General features: G+C 67.0%; 19 protein-coding genes. 7 read left to right on the top strand and 12 right to left on the bottom strand.

Annotated elements, in window-relative coordinates:
- Positions 1 to 29 precede the first annotated feature (29 nt).
- The 8 genes from DSD28_RS04570 to DSD28_RS04535 form a co-directional block, all read right to left on the bottom strand.
- Positions 30 to 935: a UTP--glucose-1-phosphate uridylyltransferase gene (locus DSD28_RS04570; protein ID WP_119255171.1), complete on the bottom strand. Its 906-nt coding sequence runs from the start codon at positions 933 to 935 to the stop codon at positions 30 to 32.
- Between the two features lie 4 nt (positions 936 to 939).
- On the bottom strand, positions 940 to 1920 hold the full coding sequence (locus tag DSD28_RS04565) for a glycosyltransferase family 2 protein (protein WP_119255170.1): 981 nt from the start codon (positions 1918 to 1920) through the stop codon (positions 940 to 942).
- Positions 1917 to 2840 carry a glycosyltransferase gene (locus tag DSD28_RS04560; RefSeq protein WP_119255169.1) on the bottom strand — a complete coding sequence of 308 codons (924 nt, stop codon included), beginning with the start codon at positions 2838 to 2840 and terminating at the stop codon, positions 1917 to 1919. Before DSD28_RS04560 ends, DSD28_RS04565 begins: the two co-directional genes overlap by 4 nt.
- Positions 2837 to 3835 (bottom strand): glycosyltransferase family 2 protein, encoded by a 999-nt coding sequence (locus DSD28_RS04555; protein ID WP_119255168.1) that lies wholly within the window; start codon positions 3833 to 3835, stop codon positions 2837 to 2839. Before DSD28_RS04555 ends, DSD28_RS04560 begins: the two co-directional genes overlap by 4 nt.
- Positions 3825 to 5027 (bottom strand): glycosyltransferase, encoded by a 1203-nt coding sequence (locus DSD28_RS04550; protein WP_119255167.1) that lies wholly within the window; start codon positions 5025 to 5027, stop codon positions 3825 to 3827. Before DSD28_RS04550 ends, DSD28_RS04555 begins: the two co-directional genes overlap by 11 nt.
- A 13-nt stretch (positions 5028 to 5040) precedes the next feature.
- Positions 5041 to 5826, bottom strand: a complete 786-nt coding sequence (locus DSD28_RS04545) for a glycoside hydrolase family 16 protein (protein ID WP_119255166.1) — start codon at positions 5824 to 5826, stop codon at positions 5041 to 5043.
- A 2-nt stretch (positions 5827 to 5828) separates the two neighbouring features.
- Entirely contained in the window at positions 5829 to 6959 is a 1131-nt protein-coding gene (locus tag DSD28_RS04540) for an acyltransferase family protein (RefSeq protein WP_432430839.1), read from the bottom strand.
- Between the two features lie 361 nt (positions 6960 to 7320).
- Positions 7321 to 8799, bottom strand: a complete 1479-nt coding sequence (locus tag DSD28_RS04535; RefSeq protein ID WP_119255165.1) for a lipopolysaccharide biosynthesis protein — start codon at positions 8797 to 8799, stop codon at positions 7321 to 7323.
- Between the two features lie 122 nt (positions 8800 to 8921).
- Here DSD28_RS04535 and DSD28_RS04530 point away from each other — a divergent pair, with 122 nt between their 5' ends.
- Positions 8922 to 9881 carry a glycosyltransferase family 2 protein gene (locus DSD28_RS04530; protein ID WP_119255164.1) on the top strand — a complete coding sequence of 320 codons (960 nt, stop codon included), beginning with the start codon at positions 8922 to 8924 and terminating at the stop codon, positions 9879 to 9881.
- 17 nt (positions 9882 to 9898) lie between these two features.
- Complete coding sequence (locus tag DSD28_RS04525) at positions 9899 to 10825, top strand: polysaccharide pyruvyl transferase family protein (RefSeq protein ID WP_119255163.1); 927 nt, start codon at positions 9899 to 9901, stop codon at positions 10823 to 10825.
- Between the two features lie 222 nt (positions 10826 to 11047).
- Here DSD28_RS04525 and DSD28_RS04520 read toward each other — a convergent pair whose 3' ends face one another.
- Positions 11048 to 12034, bottom strand: coding sequence for a glycosyltransferase family 2 protein (locus DSD28_RS04520; protein ID WP_119255162.1), 987 nt, complete (start codon positions 12032 to 12034; stop codon positions 11048 to 11050).
- 82 nt (positions 12035 to 12116) lie between these two features.
- Positions 12117 to 12410, bottom strand: coding sequence for an exopolysaccharide production repressor protein (locus DSD28_RS04515; RefSeq protein ID WP_119255161.1), 294 nt, complete (start codon positions 12408 to 12410; stop codon positions 12117 to 12119).
- A 569-nt stretch (positions 12411 to 12979) separates the two neighbouring features.
- Between DSD28_RS04515 and DSD28_RS25770 the strand changes: the two genes are divergently transcribed.
- From DSD28_RS25770 to DSD28_RS04495, 5 genes are read left to right on the top strand one after another with little or no spacing between them, the layout of a single operon-like run.
- A complete protein-coding gene (locus tag DSD28_RS25770; protein ID WP_162911234.1) occupies positions 12980 to 13204 on the top strand; it encodes a hypothetical protein in 225 nt (74 codons plus the stop codon).
- Entirely contained in the window at positions 13110 to 13787 is a 678-nt protein-coding gene (locus tag DSD28_RS04510; RefSeq protein WP_119255160.1) for a sugar transferase, read from the top strand. Before DSD28_RS25770 ends, DSD28_RS04510 begins: the two co-directional genes overlap by 95 nt.
- Positions 13788 to 13801: 14 nt before the next feature.
- Entirely contained in the window at positions 13802 to 15034 is a 1233-nt protein-coding gene (locus DSD28_RS04505) for a polysaccharide biosynthesis/export family protein (protein ID WP_119255159.1), read from the top strand.
- 14 nt (positions 15035 to 15048) lie between these two features.
- Positions 15049 to 16308 carry an O-antigen ligase family protein gene (locus DSD28_RS04500; RefSeq protein WP_119255158.1) on the top strand — a complete coding sequence of 420 codons (1260 nt, stop codon included), beginning with the start codon at positions 15049 to 15051 and terminating at the stop codon, positions 16306 to 16308.
- Positions 16305 to 17333 carry an acyltransferase family protein gene (locus tag DSD28_RS04495; RefSeq protein ID WP_119255157.1) on the top strand — a complete coding sequence of 343 codons (1029 nt, stop codon included), beginning with the start codon at positions 16305 to 16307 and terminating at the stop codon, positions 17331 to 17333. The genes DSD28_RS04500 and DSD28_RS04495 overlap by 4 nt, the downstream gene beginning before the upstream one ends.
- A gap of 6 nt (positions 17334 to 17339) precedes the next feature.
- Here the strand turns inward: DSD28_RS04495 and DSD28_RS04490 are convergent, their stop codons facing one another.
- Both DSD28_RS04490 and DSD28_RS04485 read right to left on the bottom strand, forming a co-directional pair.
- On the bottom strand, positions 17340 to 18038 hold the full coding sequence (locus tag DSD28_RS04490; protein ID WP_119255156.1) for an LrgB family protein: 699 nt from the start codon (positions 18036 to 18038) through the stop codon (positions 17340 to 17342).
- On the bottom strand, positions 18031 to 18405 hold the full coding sequence (locus tag DSD28_RS04485) for a CidA/LrgA family protein (RefSeq protein WP_119255155.1): 375 nt from the start codon (positions 18403 to 18405) through the stop codon (positions 18031 to 18033). The genes DSD28_RS04490 and DSD28_RS04485 overlap by 8 nt, the downstream gene beginning before the upstream one ends.
- Between the last annotated feature and the right edge of the window lie 45 nt (positions 18406 to 18450).

Here is an 18450-nt window from a genome sequence, read left to right as displayed (position 1 = left end):
CGGACCGGAACCGGCCCGGAGCCACGGGATTATGCCGCGCGAATCCGGCCCTCGTGCGACAAGACCATGTCGCGCAGGGATTCGTAGACGGCCGCGCCGATATCCGGGCGGGCGAGTGCGAAGGCGACATTGGCCTCGATGAAGCCGTGCTTCGAGCCGCAATCGTAGGTCCGCCCCTCATAGGGATGGGCGTGGAAGGGCTGCGTCTCGGAGAGCTTCAGCATGCTGTCGGTGAGCTGGATCTCGTTGCCCGCGCCGCGCTTCTGGCGGGCGAGATGGCCGAAGACTTCCGGCTGGAGGATGTAGCGGCCGTTGAGGAAGAGGTTGGACGGCGCTTCGCCCGCCTTCGGCTTCTCCACCATATGGGTGACGGCGAAGCCATGGCGCACGGCCGCGCCCTTGCCGACGATGCCGTATTGCGAGGCCTCCTCCGGCGCGCATTGCTCGACGCCGACGACATTGCCGCCGACTTCATCATAGAGTTCCATCAGGCCGGCCATGCAGCCGCGTGCGCCGAAGGAGATCATGTCGGGCAGGAGCAGCGCGAAGGGCTCGTCGCCGATGAGGTCGCGGGCGCACCAGACGGCATGGCCGAGGCCGAGCGGCGCCTGCTGGCGCGTGAAGCTCACCGCGCCCGCGGCGGGAAGCAGCTCGCTCAGTTCGCTCACCTTCTCGTCCTTGCCGGATTTCTCCAGCGCGGCGACGAGTTCCGGCGTGTCGTCGAAATGGTCCTCGATGACCTGCTTGTTGCGGCTGGTCACGAAGACGACATGCTCGATGCCGGCCTCGCGCGCCTCGTCGAGGGCATATTGCACGACGGGCCGGTCGACGATGGTCAGCATTTCCTTGGGCATGGCCTTGGTGGCGGGCAGGAAGCGGGTTCCGTTACCGGCGACGGGGATGACGGCCTTGCGGACGGTCTTGGTTCGCACCATGGAATTATCCTTTGTTCTTGAGCGGCTGGCCGGATGCGGCCGCCGCATGGGAAGCCGGGGACGCCGTCAGGCGGCGCCACCGGGCGGCGATCGGCATGGAAAGATGCCGGAGCGCGACGGGATCGCCGAGCGCCACCTTGAGGGCAGGCCCGAGCGAACGGTTCTTGAGATGGCTGACGAGGGAGAGGAAGGCGCGGGCCTCCTCAAGGCTGCGCGTGCGGCGGCGCTGCGCCGCCATGGCCTCGCCCTGCAGCGGGAAGCGGGCGAGGAACCGCCGGTCGCCCGCAAGCATCGCCTCGACATGGTGGAGATGCAGCACGCGGGAGATCGAGGTCTCGCGGATATGGTAGAGATAGCCCGCCTCGGGCACGACCGCGCAGCGCCCGCCGGCGGCGAGCACGGTGGCGAGCAGCAGGTAATCCTCGCCGATCCTCAGCGCCTCGTCATAGGCGAGATGGTTGCCTTCGAGGAAGGCGCGATGGAAGACCGGCTTCATGTAGCCGAAATTGTGCGTGTCGCGGAAAATCCGGTTGGAATCGATGAAGGCCGGCAGCGTCAGGAGCGGCGATGCGGCGAGAAGATCTCGCGGGAACATCCGCGTGCTCCGGCCGTCGCCATGCAGCACCTCGAGATTGTCGACCGCGACGACGGCGCCCTGTCTTTCGGCCGCGTCGATCATGCGGCGAAGGCGGTCCGGCCGCATCGTGTCGTCGGAATCGAGCACGGCGATCCAGCGGCCGCGGGCGGCGGCAAAGCCCGCATTGCGCGCGCCGCCGGGGCCCTTGTTGCTGCCGAGCGCAACGAGCCGCACGGCCGGCGCGTCGAGCGCAGCGACGGTCTCGCGCGTCGTGTCGGCCGAGCAATCGTCGGCGACGATCACCTCCACCGTCACGCCTTCCTGCGCCAGTGCGCTGCGGATGGCGCGCTGGATGGTGTCGGCCGCGTTGTAGGCGGCGATGACGATGCTGACGTCGGGTTCCGTCATGGCGCCGCCTCCAGCTTGCCATAGGGCTCGATGGCGCGGGTGCCGAAAAGCCCGCCAACCGCGCCGGCATGGAGAAGGCCGCGCAGCAGGAAACGGTTGCGGCGCACGGGCGAGAGGGCGAAGGCCGTGGCGCCGGCAAGGCAGGCCGTGCATTTCGCGGCGGCAAGGCCGGCAGCGCTCAGCCGGGCGGCGCCTTCATGCCGCGCGGCGAGCAGCCGGCCATGGGTTTGGCCCATGCGCAGCCGGCGCCGGGCGAGCCAGGAGAAGCGGGCGCGGGCGGCGGGAACCGGCTCCTCCACCCAGGCATCCTCGGCAAAGGCGATGCGGCCGCCGGCCGCATGGACGGCGGTGAAGAATTCGGTGTCCTCGCCGCCGCTCCGCCCGAGCGCAAGGTCGAAGCGCCGGCCGGCGATGGAGGGGGCGGCAAGGCGCATCAGCACGTTGCAGGTATAGCCGGTGCGGATTTCGCCGTTCACCCAGACGGGGCGCGTGGCGTGGAAGTCGCCGCTGCGCATCCAGCCGGGCGCGTCCGGCCCGTAGAGCGCGCGTACCGGTCCGAGCACCACGTCGGCGCGATTTCTTTCCGACGCCGCGAGCAGCCGGTCGAGCCAGAGCGGGTCCACCGTCTCGTCGTCGTCGACGAAGGCGATGAAATCGGCGTCCGTATGGTCGAGGCAGGCATTGCGGGCGATGGAGATGTTGCCGGCCGGGCAATGCACATAGACGATATCCGTCGGCAGCAGCGGCACGGCGGCCTCGACGCGGGGACGGGCGCTCGGCTCCATGTCGTTGTCGGCGACGATGACGCCGAGGCGCACGCCGGCCGGAACGATCAGCTTCGAAAGCGAGGCGAGCGTCTCGCTCAGCGCCGGGCGGCGGAAGGTGCAGACCGCGATGTCGATGCGAAGCGGCGCCGTCATGCGAAGGCCCTCCGCTGGCGGATGTCGAGCAGTTCGCGCCAGAAGCCGGCGGACCAGGCGAAATGCATGATCATGGCGGAGACGGCGGCAAGCGGGCCGTAGGGATTGCGCTCGCCGAGCGCCATCCACGCGCCGTAGCCCATGCAGGCTGCGGCCCAGAGCACGAAGGGTACCGCCGCGATCCAGGTGATCGCCGCGAGGAAAGCACCGGCGGCGATCGGGGCGACCATCAGCGGCAGGAGCTGGCGCAGGCCGGGGCGCGCGCGGTGCTTGAGGAGATTGCGCGCCCGGCCGCGGCCATAGCCGAAATATTGCCGGAAGAGCGGCAGGGCGCTTGAGCGCGGGTAATAGACCATGCTGGTGCGCGCGGTCATCCAGACGCGATAGCCGGCCTGGTGGAGCCGGTAGTCGTATTCGGCGTCCTCGTTGGCGGTGAAGGTCTCGTCATAGCCACCGACGGCGCGGAAGGCGGATATGCGCATCAGCGCATGGTGGCCGTGGTCCGCCCAGTGGCTTTCCGCGCCTGCCCTATGCTTGGCGCCGCCATTGCCGAGCACGGAATTCTGCGCGAAGGCGGTCGCCTTCTGGAAGGCCCCGAAGCCGACGGTCTGCATGGCGACGACGACGGAATCCGCCCCGGTCTCCAGCGCATCCTCCACCAGCACGCGGCAATAGTCGTCAGGATAGGTGCCGTGCGCGTCGATGCGGATGAGATAGTCGTGCTCGACGCCGAAAGTGGCGACGGCAAGGTTGATCGCGGCGCTCTGGATGCGCTTCGGATTGTCGAGCACATGCATGTCCGGCACGCTTGCGGCGAGGCGGCGGGCGATGTCGAGCGTGCCGTCCGTGCTGCCGCCGTCGACGACGACGAGCGTCGCGTTGAGGTCGGAAAGGGTGGGTTCGAGATGGCGGACCAGCGGCTCCAGGTAACGCGCCTCGTTGAGGCAGGGAATCACGATCAGGCAACGCACGGATGCGGCGGCGTCAGCGGTCATGGCAATCCACCTTGTTTGTCGCGAGGGAGGGAAGGGGCGTGAACGCCGCCGCCTGCCCGGCCGGCCGGCGAAGGGCGGCGAGGCGCTGGACGAAGGCGGCGCAGTCGGCGCGGTCGAGCAGCCAGGGGCGCGCGCCAAGCCTGGCGAGATCGGCGTGCAGCGCCTCGTAAGTGGCGGCGTCGAAGCCGGCGAAGCGGCCGGCGAGGGTTTCGGGACGGTCGTCGGAAAGCGAAATGCCGATGCCGCGCTCGCGGGCGAGCCGCGCCGTCTCGGTCCCTTCGAGGACGATGGGCAGCGCCCCATGCCGGCAGCCTTCATAGAGGCGGTTCGGCAGCAGCCAGAGCGAGTTCCGGCCTTCCTCGAAGAAGTCGATGGCCCAGGTGAAATCGACCGCGCCATAGATGGCGGGCAGGTCTTCCGGATTGCGGTAGGGGCCTTCGAAGCGGATGAAGGGCTCGCGGGCGATGCGGCCGTCGAAATCGTCGAATTCGGAATAGGCGGGCCGCCCGCGCAGCACCACTTCGAAGCGTCCCTCCATCCGCCGGGTGAAGGCGGAGAGGAGATCGAGCGACTTGCGGCAGCGGATCGCGCCGAACCAGCCGATGCGCCAGGGTTCTCCCGCCGGGCGCGTGCGGACGGGAAGGGCTGCCTTGCCGTCGAGCTCCAGTACCTTGTTCTCCAGCAGGTGGAAGGGGGCGCGGATGCCGGAAAGCGGCTTGAAATAGTGTTCGATAAAGGCCGGCGAACTGGTGACGACAAGGCCCGCCTTGCGGCCGAAATGGCGCTCCGCCCTCCGCAAGGCCCGCCCGACCATGCCGCCCTGCAGCAGCAGGCGGTGGATGTCGAGGCATTCATAGGCGATGGGGACAGTGCCGAAGCGGAACGCGGCGCGGCCCGCCAGCGCCAGCATTTCGAGGTTGCGGGCGAGGATGATGTCCGGCTTCGGGATGCCGGCGAGCTTGCGGGAAAGCGTCGCCGCCGCGCCGGCGACCGCCAGGAGGCGCTGGCCGAAGCGGCCATCCTTCGTCGCGCCCAGCTGTACGGGCGTGACGCCCTCGACCTCGGCAAGCCGGTTCTCGCCGCGGCGGAAGCCGGCCAGCGTCACCGAAGCGCCGCCCGCCTGCAGCATCAGCACCCGCCGGCGCACGGCGGGATCGGACAGATCGTGGACGAGATAGAGGACCTGAAGCATCGGCGCCGTCCGCTCAGTTCACGAGGCAGGCGATGGAGCCGTCGAACTGGCAGGGCTCGCCCTCGGCGGTGAAGGCGATGCGCTCCACCTCCATCGTCGTCGGCCCTGCGAAAGCGAAGCGGCCCATCCAGCCGGACAGCGTGTCGGTGCCCCAGAGCGACAGGAAGATTTTCTGCGCGTGGGTGGGGAGCTTCGTGGCGTCCGTCACCTCCTGCACCAGCGTGCCGTTCACATAGTAGGCAAGGCGGTGCTGCTGCCAGACGAAGGCATAGTCGTTGAAGCCGCCGTCGGCCCCGCCCGGAACGGGGACCAGCTTCTCGTTGCCGCCCTTGCCGGCGATATACTGGTTGACCTGCACGCGGGACGTATCCTTGCCCAGGACCTCGAAGTCGATCTCGTCGTGCGGTTTCTTGTCGGTTGGGCCGATATAGCTGAAGAAGGCCGAGTTGAGGCCGGAACCCGTCGCCGACTTCATGCGCACCTCATAGGTGCCGTAGCCGTAGCGTTTCAGGGTCTGAATCTCGCCGCAGGCATATTGGCGCTCGCCGGCGGGCCTGGCCTCGAAGGAGAGCGCGAGCTTGCCGCCCTCCACCTTCACGGAATCCTTCGACCATGTGCAGTTCTGGTGCGCGCCGTTGTTCCAGCCGTCCGAGACGTACCAGCGGGACGTGTCGAGCCGGTCGAATTCCTCGACGAAGGACGTGCCGTTCGCACCGTCCTGGGCGGAAAGGGGGCTTGCGGCGGCAAGCGCTGCCAGAAGGACAGGTGCCGTGAGGGTGATCTTCGGGGAGACGGTCATGGTCACCTCCTTTGGGCGATGGAACCGGCGGGCTCCATCTCCGGATGCGGGTGTCGTCCGGCCGCGGGCGGCTTGCGCTGGCCCGTGCGGCGGCCGGTGAGGATGGCGTGCAGCGCCGGCGCAAAGCGCCGCGTGGCCGCGTGGGTGGAAACGAGGATGGCAAGCGCAAGGACCGGGCTTGCCGCGTAGAACAGCGGGTAATGGGCGATGCCGAGCCGGTTCCAGATCATCCAGAACAGGACGAGCAGCGGATAGTGGCCGCAGAAGATCCAGAAGCTGAGCCCGCCGAGCCGCGCGAGCGCCTTTCCGGCGCGCGTGCGGATGAGGAGTGCCGATAAGGCCCATGCGCCGAAGATGCCGGCGATGGCCGCAAGGCCGCGCAGCATGTCGAGCCAGGCCGGGAAATCCGGGCCATAGGCATAGAGCGCGGCCGACAGCCCCAGCGCCATCGCCAGCACGGCGAGCGTCACCGGCAGGGCGAAGCGGTCCATGCGGCGGATATCGATGCGGTGGAGGGCCATTGCGACGCCGAAGCTGAAGCCGAAGAGAATGGATTTCTTCAGGAAGATACCGTTCGGCAGCGGCAGCACCGCATAGGCCAGCATCAGGGCGAGCGCGATGCGCGGATAGCGCAGGACCGCGAGCGCGATCAGCGGCGACAGGACGAGGCAGAGCAGGAGGTCGCGCAGGAAATAGAGCGGGATGTCGATCGGCCAGCTCTCGACGGCGAGGCCGAGATTCATCAGCTCGCGCGGCGTGGCGTTGACGACATCGGGCAGATAGCCGAAGCCGATGCCGCGCGACTGCGCCAGATAGACGAGGGCGAGGAAGGCCGTGTTCCAGAGGAGGAAGGGCAGGAGGATGGTCGATGCCTTGGTGCGCAGCGTCCGGCGATAATCGAAGGCCTCGATACCGCGATGGAAGAGCAGGTAGCCGGAGATGGCGGAAAGGCAAGGCACGCCGATGCGGAAGAGGCTATCGGCGAGGAACACCCGCAGCCAGTCCAGCCCGCCGAACGTGCCCGCATAGGGGCTCGTCGCCGGATCGTAGGGAACATGCACGAAGATGATCCCGGTGATCAGCACGATGCGCATCATGTTGATGCGTGCCGAAACGGTCGCGTCGATCTGCACGGTTCCGTCACCCCTCTGTTGGGCCGCCGGCGGGCGGCTTTCAAGCGAATGAGGCGTGAGCCCCGTGAAGAGGAGTTTGGGTGACGGGGCGGCGGAAAATATGGCGACGCAGCAAATTCATCCGCATGGCCGGTTGCATTGCAGCATATCGCGCGGAATTGCATGCCGGCGGAAATACACGCTCACATATGCGTGAGGGAAATGTGAAGACCTGCGCTTCAATACTTTGAGGCCTATTCGAAACTACTTATTTAATCGCAATTTATGGGTGAAGGTGTCGTCGAATTTTTTTGCCTTTGCCATGCCGATTCTCTGCGAGACTGCGGCAATTCCGGCCGGCGGGCCCCGAAATGGGGCAGGCTCAAGGCAGGCTGGCGACGGCGGAGGCGCGGGGACGGCGCACCATGTCGAGGAGCTTTCGCAGCAGCGGCCGCTCGGTGAGAAGGGTGAGGACCGCATAGATCACGCCGCCGAGCGCGATGCCGATGGCGACCTGCAGGACGGGATGGAAATGCGGCGCGAGATAGTGGTCGAGCGCGTAGCGCACGGCGAGCGCCATCAGCGCGGCGGTGAGCATGGGGCGGATCGAGCGGTAGAAGCCGAAGAGGAACGGTGTTCCGTCCGCCCGGAACACCACCTGCGAATAGCCGACGAGCACGACGGCATTGACGAGGCAGAGGGCGACCATCGCCTCGATGAGCGTGCCGCCATAGGCACCGTAGGCAACGGCGGCGGTGGTCGCCACGGCGCGGCCGACCGCCCACCAGAAGAGCGCCCCGCCATGGCCCGAGCCCTTGAGATAGGGGATGAAGGTGCTGCACGGCGTCAGCAGCCCCTTGGAGAGTGCCAGCAGCCCGAGCACCGGCCAGGCGGCGGCCCATTGCGGGCCGAAGAGCAGCAGCATCGAGGGTTCGGCCAGCGCCCACAGGCCGAACATCATCGGCGCGAGCAGGAGCGTCGTTACCTGCGTGCTGAGCATCAGCGCCTGCGAGCGGCGCTCGCGGTCGTGCATCATCGCGCTGAAGGCGGGGAAGAGCACGCCCATGACGCCGGACAGCACCACCTGGTTGGGAATGCTGGAAAAGCGGTTGGCGGCGGAATAGGCGCCGGCATCGGCAAGGCCGAGGAAGCGCGAGATCACCACCATGGGCGACTGGAAGGTGACGAAATTGGCGACCTCCGAGCCCATCAGGCCGAGGCTGAAGCGCGTCAGCCGCACGACGCTTGTCGCATGGAAGTGAAAGCGCGGCAGGTAGCGTGAGACGAAGAAGAGACCGGCAAGCCGGATGACCCCGGCGACGAAGAGTTGGGCGACCAGCGCGAAGACGCCGAAGCCGGCGATGGCGAGGATGACCGCCGCGATGGCGGCGAGCGATTCGGAGATCATGCTCCACAGCGCGTCGCGGCTGAACTGCATGCGCCGGGCGACCAGCGCATAGGCGACGTCGCCGGCAAGCTGGAGCGGAATGAGCAGGCACATGATCCGGAGCAGCCAGGCCGCATCCGCCGCGCCGAACCAGTCGGCCAGCGGTTCGGCGAAGACATAGAGCCCCGCCGCCATCAGGCAGGCGAAGCCGAGATTGGCCCAGAAAACCGAGTGGATCGTCTCCCGTTCCTCCCTCGGTTCGAGGATGAGGGCCGAGGCGAGACCCGCCCCGCCGATCATGGCGAGGAACTGCACGACGGCGAGCGCGACGGCCACCGCGCCGAACTCTTCGGGCGTCAGGAGCCGGGCGAGAATGGGCACGGTGACAAATTTAAGCCCGAATGTGCTTGTCTTGGATAGGACGCTCCAGCCGACGTTTCGCGTTACCGACTTCGCGTTGACGGACTGGGACATGGGTGGATTCCGCTTCACAAAAGGAGCCTAGACGAGACGAAAAGCCTGCGCCGGAAACGGCCGCGCCCCGGTGGGAGGAGACCAGACGAACCTCTTTCTAGAGAAACCACAGGGACGAAAAGATGGCGAAGCTGACAGTTATCATCCCCTTCTACCAGAAGGAGCCGGGCATCCTGAGGCGTGCGCTCGCGTCCGTTTTTGCTCAGGGATTCAACGACTTCGACGTCATTGTCGTCGACGACGAATCCCCCTATCCGCCCGATGGCGATTTGATCGCCTTCTCCGAGGCGGAGCAGGCGCGCGTGCGCGTCATCCGCCAGGAGAATGCCGGGCCGGGCGGCGCGCGCAACACCGGGCTCGACCACGTTCCGGCGGCGAGCGACTTCGTCGCGTTCCTCGATTCGGACGATACCTGGGCGCCCGATCACCTCGCGATCGCCCATGCCGCGATGACGCATTTTTCCGCCGATTGCTACTTCGCCTCGATCACCGGGGGCGATGCCTTCTACTATCATTTCGGCGTCGAGGACCTCGAAAAGACGGAGGCGACGGTACGTCTCAACGACGATCCGCTGCTGATCGAGATTCCCGACCTCACGCAGGTCATGCTGAAGAACTGGAGCTTCCTGCACCTGTCCGCCATGGTCATCGCCCGGCCGGTCTTCGAGCGGGTGCGCTTCGACGCGGCGCTGAGGCTTGCGGCGGAGGACGTGCTGTTCTTCTGCGACTGCGTGCTCGCCGCAAGGCGCGTGGTGCTGAGCGGGTCGGCGGGCGCGGTGCGCGGGGAGGGGATCAACATCTTCCACGGCGTCGACAACGATTCGCCGCAGTTCCTGCGCCAGCAGTTCAATACCTGGGTGGCGCTCGACCGGCTGGAGAGCCGCTTCGCCGAGCGCCCCGCCGAGGTCGCCTCGCTGCGCTCCTACAAGCAGACGGCGCGCCAGCAGGCGCTCTGGAGCCAGGCGCGGCGCGTCAGGCACCGCAAGCTGCCGCAATTCGACATGCTGGCCCGCTGGGCGATGCGCGATCCGCGCATCCTTGCCAGCGCCGTCGGGCTTGCCGTCGGCAAGTTCTCCCGCTGAACTGACAGGAGTTTTGGATGAAGCCCTATTACTGGGAATCGCAGCACGGCAATTTCGGTGACGACCTCAATCTCTGGCTCTGGGATTTCCTGCTGCCGGGGTTCCGTGAGGCGCATCAGGACGTGCTGCTCGTCGGCGTCGGCACGGTGCTGAACAGCGCGCTCCTGCCGAAGGAGGGCCGCAAGCTCGTGCTCGGCAGCGGCTTCGGCTACGGCACGCTGCCGGACATGCGCGACCGGGACCTCTGGGACGTGCGCTGCGTGCGCGGTCCGCTGACCGCCGGGAAGGTCGGCGTGCCGGAGGAACTCGGCATCGTCGATCCGGCGGTGCTGGTCGCCGACATGCCGGAATTCGCGAACCAGCCGAAGCGGCATAAATGCGCTTTCGTGCCCCATTGGGAATCGGCGGTGGCCGGGCTGTGGCCGGTCGTCTGCGCGACGGCGGGCATTCACTATATCGACCCGCGCGGCGAGGCGAAGGACGTGATCGGCGAGATCGCCGCTTGCGAGCTGATCGTCGCCGAATCCATGCACGGCGCGATCCTCGCCGATGCCTTCCGCGTGCCCTGGGTGGCAGTCAGTACCTCGGCCAATATCAACGGCTTCAAGTGGCGCGACTGGGCCACGACGGTCGGCGTCGACCCGACCGCCCGGCGCATCCCGATCTCCACCCGCGCTGAGGCCATCATCAAGGGCGCTCGCTTCTGGGGCGTCGATTACGAGGGCGCGGAGCAGGCCGCAGGCCGCGGTGCAGTCGCCGTCGCGCAGGCCGCGCCCAGCTCCGGCCTGCGCAGCGCCGCCAAGCAGGTCCTTGCCGCGCCCTCGACGCTGGCGCTGTGGCAGGCGAGCCGGGCAGAGCCGCAACTCAGCACGGATGCGCGTCTTTCGGAACGGAAGGCGCGGCTTTACGCGGTGCTGGAAGGCGTGCGGCGGGATTATCTTTGAGGAATAAGACGGGCCCTTGAGGCACGACCTCGCCCCATCTCCCTTCTCCCCGCTTGCGGGGAGAAGGTACCGGCAGGCGGATGAGGGGCGTTTGCTGTGCTCACCTACCCGCTATGGCTGAGGATTTTTTACTGCCGCCCCGATCCCGCTGCCGCGACCTTCTCCCCGCAAGCGGGGAGAAGGGGCAGAACGGCGCGGGTTTCCTTCATAGAGCAAGGAGAATTACCGCCCTGCGGGCAGCAGATAGCGCAATCCCTCCTGTGGCGCCGGTTCCGTGCGCATCCGCCTCCGCGCCGCGTCCAGCTTGTCGCGCAGGATGCCGCCGGCGATGGCGGGTAGGGTGGCGGGGTTCGCGGCGGCAAAGGCCAGCGCCGCGCCCGCGCCGCCCTCGCGCTTGCGGTCTAGGAAATGGCGCAGCGCGTGGCGCTGGCCGACCTGGCGGCAGTGGCGGCGCATGGCTTCGGCTGCTTCCGAGGGCACGTTGCCGGCCGCGAGGATCGTGCGCTCGGCCTCGTGCAGTGCCGCCAGGTCCTTCGTCCGGTGCTGCCCGCTCAGCGAATCGGCGCGCACCACCGCGCCGTAGCCGCAGCTTTCGATGACGGTATAGCGCGCCCCGGCAAGGAGCGCCCGCACATAGAGCTCGTAATCCTCGCCGAGCCGCATGTCCTCGCGGTAGCGCAGGTCGTGGGCGCCGAGGAACGCGCGGCGCATGACGGGCTTCAGGAAGCCGAGCTCGCCGCGCGGGGCGCCGCGGCGCGAGATGTTGCCGAGGATGAAGTCCCTCAGATCGAGCCGGTGCGGATGCGGCGGAAAGTCCTCCGGCTGCGGGGCCGTGTCGGCCTCTTGCATGAAGGCGATGTTGTCGGCGATGAAGTCCCAGTCCGGGCAGGCGAGCATGCGCCGGAAGCGGCCGGGGAAGAAGAAGTCGTCCGCGTCGAGGATGGCGATCAGCGGCGCGCGGGAAACGGCGATGGCGTGGTTGCGCGCGGCGGACGGCCCGCGATTGGCGCGGAAGCGGATGATGTCGAGCCGCCGGGTCGTGTCGTCGGCGGCGGCCGCCGCCGCCATGGTGCGGTCGTCCGAGCCGTCGTCCACCACCACGACCTCGTCGACCTCGGGCTCGGCGAGTGCCGAGCGCACGGCCCGGCCGATCGTCTTTTCCGCATTCTTGGCGGCGATGATGACGCAGACCTTCTCATCCTGGATCACGGCATACCTCTTTCATGCGTTTGCGCTGCAATGCAGCATGAAAGGGAAAGGGGGCACAAAAACGGCCTGCCGGAGACCGTGGTCAGGGCTTGGAGTGGCCGGGTTCGTTCATCGAGACGGAGACCTTGGGCTTGGTCTTTTCGAGATCCGCCTGGCGGGCCCGCGCGGCGCGGCGCACGAGAAAGAGCGTGGCGAGGAAATAGCCGACCTGGATGAGAACGCCGCAGACCACGGTGCGCAGCGCGGTGGTCGCGATGGAGCCCGTGCTGGCATAGCTGATCACGGCGAAGACGATGAGCGCGATCGCCATACTCAGGAAGAAGCGCGGCGCGTAGGCCGGGCTCTCCCGCCATTTCGTTTCGGGCGCAGGTTTCATCGGTGGGTCGCCTTCTCCTTCAGGCTCGCTCAGGACTATAGGGTGCGGCACGGGGCCGTGCAATCATCAGGATTAACCAGTGCGCCGCAGGGCTGTTCCGATCCTTGTCCATTTGTGTTGCGCTTCCGTTAAGCCGGTTGTGGCTGCCGGGAGAATCGCGTCGGCCTCCTTCTTGCCGCGATTTCGTCACCGATGCCTGAAAATGCGCCGTATGGGCGAGTGCGCCCTTCGTGGCCGCAGCCGATGGGTTGCGGCTCCCGAATGGCCCGATCACACTTTGTTACAATATGAGCGATCCTGCATGGAAAAAATGTGCAGCGCAAGATAATATTGCACTGCAAAATAATGCCCTGTTTTCAGGTATCCATGCCTATCCCGGCCGCGCGCCGGCGGCGGGGTCCCGTATAGATACGTAAATCGGGCCATGGCTTGCCGTTCAAAAGAAGTGATCGGCGAGCGGCCAAACACAAAACCGCTGGCGGTTCAGGAGATTTCTTTTCGAAAGGCGCGATCCGTTACTTGGCGGATACTTTCATCCGAGAGATTTTCGGATATTAAGAATTTCTTAAATGCCAGAGATGGGCAAACAATTCAGCCGATCACGCTTCGAAAAACAAACTGTGACCATACACTCGGCATTGGATGTCGGAACGCGTCCGAGGGACCCGACCATATCGCAAATCCAATGGAGCCATCTCTATGAAGTCCGCGAGCAGATCGGCCAGTTCGCCGTTTTTCAGTTCGATCGCAGCCGGCGCGCCGCCGGTAGGGGGGATATCGAAACGCAGTTTTGACATTCTGGTGGCGCTCGCCGCCCTTGTCCTGCTCAGCCCGATCTTCGTGCTGATCATGGCGCTTGTGAAATATTCCGACGGCGGCAGGGTCTTCTACGGCCATCGCCGCATCGGCTACAACGGATCGACCTTCCGTTGCCTGAAGTTCCGTACCATGGCGGAGAACGGCGATGCCCTTCTCCAGCGCTATCTGGACGAGAACCCGCAGGCGCAGGAGGAGTGGCGCGAGACGCGCAAGCTGCAGGACGATCCGCGCGTCACCGTGGTCGGCTCGGTGCTGCGCAAGCTCAGCCTCGACGAACTGCCGCAGCTCATCAACATCCTCAGGGGCGAGATGAGCATCGTCGGCCCGCGTCCGGTGGTGGAGGACGAGCTGGAGCTCTACGAGGCATCCGCCGTCTACTATCTGCGCAGCCGTCCCGGGCTCACCGGCCTCTGGCAGGTCAGCGGCCGCAACGACGTCTCCTATGCCGCCCGTGTCGCCTTCGACACGCACTATGTCCGCAACTGGTCGCTCACCTCCGACCTCGTCATCGTCGCGCGCACCATTCCGGCCGTGTGCCTGTCGCGCGGCAGCTATTGAAGAGAGGGGTCTTCATGAAGACGATCACCAAGACGGTATCGGCCGCCTTCACTGTCGCATTGCTGTTCGTCTCCGCCGCCTCGGCGGAGGAATACCGGCTCGGCGTGATGGACAAGCTGCGCATCCGCGTTGCCGAATGGCAGACCGCCGAGGGGGCGATCCGCGACTGGAGCGCCGTCAGCGGCGACTACAGCATCGGCGCGGACGGTGCGCTGTCCCTGCCCTTCATCGGGCAGTTGCAGGCGGACGGACGCACCGCCGCCGAGCTTTCCGTCGAGATCGGCAAGAAGATGCAGGTGCTCTTCGGCCTCAAGGACCTGCCTTCCGCCTCGGTGGAAATCGCCGAATACCGGCCGGTCTATCTCTCCGGCGAGGTCCAGACGCCGGGGGCCTATCCCTATGCGCCGGGGCTGACGGTGCTCAAGGCCGTCAGTTTCGGCGGCGGGCTGCGCCGGGCCGATCCCGGCCAGCGTTTTGCCCGCGATTTCCTGCGGTCGGAGGGCGAGGCGGCCGTCTACGTCGCCGAACGCAATCGCCTGCTCATCCGCCGGGCGCGCATCGTCGCCGAGATGAGTGGGGCCAAGGACATCGAGATGCCGAAGGAGCTCGAGAAATCCGAGGAGGCGCGCCCGATCATGGAGAGCGAGAAGGCGTTGATGACCTCGCGAGAAAAACGGCTGCGCCTGCAACTCACCGCGCTCGCCGACCTCAAGTCGCTGCTCGACAATGAGATCGGCTCGCTCGGCAAGAAATCCGAGACCCAGACCCGCCAGCTCGAGCTCGTCCACGGCGATCTTTCCAAGATGGATGCGCTGGCCGAAAAGGGCCTTGCCATCAGCTCCCGCCGCCTAGCGCTCGAACAGCGCACGGCCGATCTTCAGGCGGCCCTGCTCGACATCGACACGGCCACGCTGAAGGCGCGGCAGGATATCAACAAGGCCGGGCAGGACGAGACGAACCTCCAGAACGACTGGGACGCCCAGCTGGCGCAGGAGCTGCAGAACACCGAGCAGGAACTCGACACGCTGGCGCTGAAGCTCGGCACCAGCCGCGACCTCATGTCCGAGGCGCTGATGCAGTCCTCCGATGCGGCTTCCCTGAAGGGCGGGCTTTCGGCCGCCAACATCGGCTATTCGATCCTGCGCACCGTCAAGGGCAAGGCCGAAGAGATCCGCGCCACCGAGACGACGCCGGTCCTGCCGGGCGACGTCGTGAAGGTGGACGTCAACCTCCCCGTGACCCAGTAAACGGGGAGGCTTCGATGCGGATCGCCAAGGCGCGGCTGATCGGACCTGCCGGCAACGAGGCCTATGGCGTCGTTGCCGTGGCGCTCTCCTTCTTCGTCTTCGCCTATTCCTTCCGCTTCGGCCAGGCCTCGATCCTTGCCTATTACGCCCTGTGGCTGCCGCTCGTCGCGGTGGACTACAGGCGCGTGCTCGGCAATTACCGGCATTATCTCTGGATCTTCGCCTTCGCGCTCTTCGCCTGCCTGTCGGTCTTCTGGTCGCAGGCGCCGGGCGTCACGGCCCGCGCGGCGGTGCAGTACCTTTCCCATGTGATCTGCGCGCTGATCGCCGTGCGCGTCGTCGATACGCGCATCCTGGTGCGCGGCGGGCTGGTCGGCACCGGGCTGGTGCTTGTCTTCTCGCTTCTCTTCGGCGTCTACCATCTCGATCCGCTCGACGGCACCTACAGCTTCGTCGGCGCCTTCGCCTCAAAGAACCAGCTCGGCTTCTATGCCTCGCTCGCCGTGCTCTTCGCCTTTGCCGCGCTCTTCCTCGGGGTGGAGCGCGGCGTCTGGAAGCTTGTCGCTGTCGGCGCCGTGCTCATCGCGCTGTATTGCCTGAAGGCCTCGCAATCGGCGACCTCCGTGCTGACGACCGCCGCCGTCGCCGGCCTCTGCCTCTCGCTCAGGGCGCTCGAGATGCTGGCGCCCTTCCACCGCAAGATGCTGTTCACGGCGCTCGCCGTCCTCATCGTGCTCACCGGCCTTGCCGCCGCCTATGGCGGCGGCTACGCAATGGTCCTCGGCGCCTTCGGCAAGGATGCGACGCTGACGGGGCGAACCTATCTCTGGCAGCAGGGCATTGTGGCGGCGGGCGGCGCGCCCTTCGCCGGCATCGGCTACCAGGCGTTCTGGGTGCAGGGCTTCGCCGAGGCGGAGCGGCTCTGGGCGGATTTCTTCATCTCCACCCGCAGCGGCTTCCATTTCCACAACACCTTCATCGCCGCCACGGTGGAAACGGGCCTGATCGGCTGCTTCCTCCTGACCATGGTGCTCGTCGTCACGCTTGCCGGCCATCTCGGCCGGCTCCTCTCGGCGGCGCGGGACGGCGAGGCATTGGTGCTCTTCACCGTCGCCGCGCTGCTCGCGGTGCGCACCTTCGTGGAGATCGACATCCTCAACCCCTATCACGTCGGCTCCTTCCTCCTCTATTTCTCGGCCGGCAAGCTGGCTGACGGCCGGTGGAGAAGGGCGGTGCGGCCGCTGGCGCCCCGCCACCATGCGGTGCCCGCATGAGCGCCGGGCCGGCCAAGAGCCGGGGAACGCTCTACGGCATCCAGTATCTTCGCGCCCTCGCGGCGCTCGCCGTCGTTCTCTTCCATGCCGCCGAGCGCAGCGGCCATGCCTTCGCCATCGGCGCGGCGGGGGTGGATGTCTTCTTCGTCATCAGCGGCTTCATCATGTGGGTGATCGTCGAGCGGCGGCCGGTGACGCCGGGCCGCTTCCTCGCCGAGCGCATCCGGCGGATCGTGCCGGTCTACTGGCTGGCGACGGGCGTCATGGTGGCGGGCGCGCTGGCCGGGCTCTTTCCCAACCTGGTGCTGACGGCCGGGCATGTCGCCGCATCGCTGTTCTTCGTGCCGGCCCGCTCGCCGAGCAGCGGCGAGCTCTGGCCAGTGCTCGTGCAAGGCTGGACGCTCAATTACGAGATGTTCTTCTACGCCGCCTTCGCCGCCTGCCTCCTCCTGCCGGCGCGGCTGCGGCTTCCCGTCATGGCGGCGGGCTTCTGCCTGCTGGTGGCGTTCGGTCTCGCGGTCGACGGCGACGCACCGCTCTTCGTCACCTATACGCGGCCCATCATCCTGGAATTCGTGGCCGGCATGCTGATCGGGCGGCTGTGGCTTGCCGGGCGCGTGCCGGGCCGCTCCGCGGCGCTCGGGCTGATCGGCCTCGGCCTTGCGGGCTTCGCGGTCATCGGCCTCTTCCGGCTGCCCTTCGACGAATGGACCTGCGGCCCGCTTGCCTGCATGCTGGTCTGCGGCACGGCGGCGCTCGACAGGCATGGCGGCATAGCGCGGTTCACCGTCCCCGCCATGCTTGGCGATGCGTCCTATTCGATCTATCTCTGGCACACCTTCGCGATCTCGGTCGTCGCGAAGATCGGGGCGAAGGCCGCCCTCCCGCCATCGCTCGTCCTCCTCCTGTCGGCCTGCGCCGGCGTTGCCGCCGGGCTCTGCGCCTACCGTCTGGTCGAGCGGCCGCTCCTGCGGGCGAAGCCTGCGGCCCGGCCCGTGCCCGCCTCCCTCGAAACGCCGTCGTGACGCGTTTCAGAGGAACAGGTGGACGAGCAGCGAGGTCAGCACGGCGTTGAGCCCCATGGCGATCCCCGAGAAGAGCCCCGCCACCGGGTCCACCGAATAGGCCCGCGCGGTGCCGATGCCGTGCGAGGTAAGCCCCACGGCAAAGCCGCGCGCGCTGTAGTCCCTGATGCGCATGGCGTTCATCATCGGCGTCACGATGATGGCGCCGCAGATGCCGGTGAGCACGACGACGGCGGCCGTCAGCGCCGGATCGCCCTTGAGGCCGGAGGAGATCGCCATGGCGACGGCCGCGGTGGTGGATTTCGGTGCGAGCGAGGCGACGACGGCCGGCGTGAAGCCGAAAAGATGGCTGAGGAAGACCGTCGAGCCCACCGCCGTCAGGCTGCCCATGAAGAGGGCGGCGAGCAGCGGCACGAGGTTGCTCTTGACCAGCGAAAGCTTCTCGTAGAGCGGGATGCCGAGCGCGACCGTCGCCGGCCCCATGAGGAAGTGGATGAACTGCGCCCCCTCGAAATAGGTGCCGTAGTCGATCCCGGCGACGAGCAGCACGATCGCGATGACGGCGATGGAGAGCATGATCGGGTTCAGCAGCGGATTGCCCGGGCTGAGGCCGGCAATGCCGTTCGCGGCCAGCCAGACGACCAGCGTGCCGGCGAGCCAGAGCAGCGGCGATGTAGCGAGATAGACCCAGAGCCCCTCAGTCATGGCTGTATCCCCCGGCCAGCCGCTTGACGAGGATGAAGACCCAGACCGTCACCGCCAGCGTGATCACGGTCGACAGCAGCACGATGGCGAGCAGGGCGAAGCCGCGGTCGCGGATGAGGTCGAGATGCTGGATGATGCCGACGCCGGCCGGCACGAAGAGGATGCCGAGATTGGCGAGGATCGCCCTGGACGTGTCGACGGTCTGTCGGTGGGCAGGTTCCAGGAATGTCATGCCGCCGGTCAGCGTCAACACCACGGCGACCATCGCCATGCCGATGACGGGCCCGGGCACGAAGCCGCCGAGGAAATAGGCGGATATTTCGCCAATCAACTGAAAAACAAGCAGGATCGTAATTCCGACGAGCATGGGCGCAACTCCGGAGCCCGCGCTTGACACGGGCGTTCAAACCAT

The sequence above is a fragment of the Shinella zoogloeoides genome (assembly GCF_003574625.1).
In the GTDB taxonomy this organism is placed as follows: Bacteria; Pseudomonadota; Alphaproteobacteria; order Rhizobiales; family Rhizobiaceae; genus Shinella; species Shinella zoogloeoides_A.
This window is presented reverse-complemented; position numbering and strand designations above follow the sequence as displayed.

Bases quoted from the DNA above. Each gene is read 5' to 3' on its own strand.
- DSD28_RS04495 (WP_119255157.1), top strand. From the start codon at position 16,305: ATGAGCGCCGGGCCGGCCAAGAGCCGGGGAACGCTCTACGGCATCCAG.
- DSD28_RS04510 (WP_119255160.1), top strand. From the start codon at position 13,110: ATGAAGTCCGCGAGCAGATCGGCCAGTTCGCCGTTTTTCAGTTCGATC.
- DSD28_RS04550 (WP_119255167.1), bottom strand. From the start codon at position 5,027: ATGCTTCAGGTCCTCTATCTCGTCCACGATCTGTCCGATCCCGCCGTG.
- DSD28_RS04490 (WP_119255156.1), bottom strand. From the start codon at position 18,038: ATGACTGAGGGGCTCTGGGTCTATCTCGCTACATCGCCGCTGCTCTGG.
- DSD28_RS04485 (WP_119255155.1), bottom strand. From the start codon at position 18,405: ATGCTCGTCGGAATTACGATCCTGCTTGTTTTTCAGTTGATTGGCGAA.
- DSD28_RS04565 (WP_119255170.1), bottom strand. From the start codon at position 1,920: ATGACGGAACCCGACGTCAGCATCGTCATCGCCGCCTACAACGCGGCC.
- DSD28_RS25770 (WP_162911234.1), top strand. From the start codon at position 12,980: ATGCCAGAGATGGGCAAACAATTCAGCCGATCACGCTTCGAAAAACAA.
- DSD28_RS04560 (WP_119255169.1), bottom strand. From the start codon at position 2,840: ATGACGGCGCCGCTTCGCATCGACATCGCGGTCTGCACCTTCCGCCGC.
- DSD28_RS04535 (WP_119255165.1), bottom strand. From the start codon at position 8,799: ATGTCCCAGTCCGTCAACGCGAAGTCGGTAACGCGAAACGTCGGCTGG.
- DSD28_RS04515 (WP_119255161.1), bottom strand. From the start codon at position 12,410: ATGAAACCTGCGCCCGAAACGAAATGGCGGGAGAGCCCGGCCTACGCG.
- DSD28_RS04530 (WP_119255164.1), top strand. From the start codon at position 8,922: ATGGCGAAGCTGACAGTTATCATCCCCTTCTACCAGAAGGAGCCGGGC.
- DSD28_RS04545 (WP_119255166.1), bottom strand. From the start codon at position 5,826: ATGACCGTCTCCCCGAAGATCACCCTCACGGCACCTGTCCTTCTGGCA.
- DSD28_RS04505 (WP_119255159.1), top strand. From the start codon at position 13,802: ATGAAGACGATCACCAAGACGGTATCGGCCGCCTTCACTGTCGCATTG.
- DSD28_RS04570 (WP_119255171.1), bottom strand. From the start codon at position 935: ATGGTGCGAACCAAGACCGTCCGCAAGGCCGTCATCCCCGTCGCCGGT.
- DSD28_RS04525 (WP_119255163.1), top strand. From the start codon at position 9,899: ATGAAGCCCTATTACTGGGAATCGCAGCACGGCAATTTCGGTGACGAC.
- DSD28_RS04555 (WP_119255168.1), bottom strand. From the start codon at position 3,835: ATGACCGCTGACGCCGCCGCATCCGTGCGTTGCCTGATCGTGATTCCC.
- DSD28_RS04500 (WP_119255158.1), top strand. From the start codon at position 15,049: ATGCGGATCGCCAAGGCGCGGCTGATCGGACCTGCCGGCAACGAGGCC.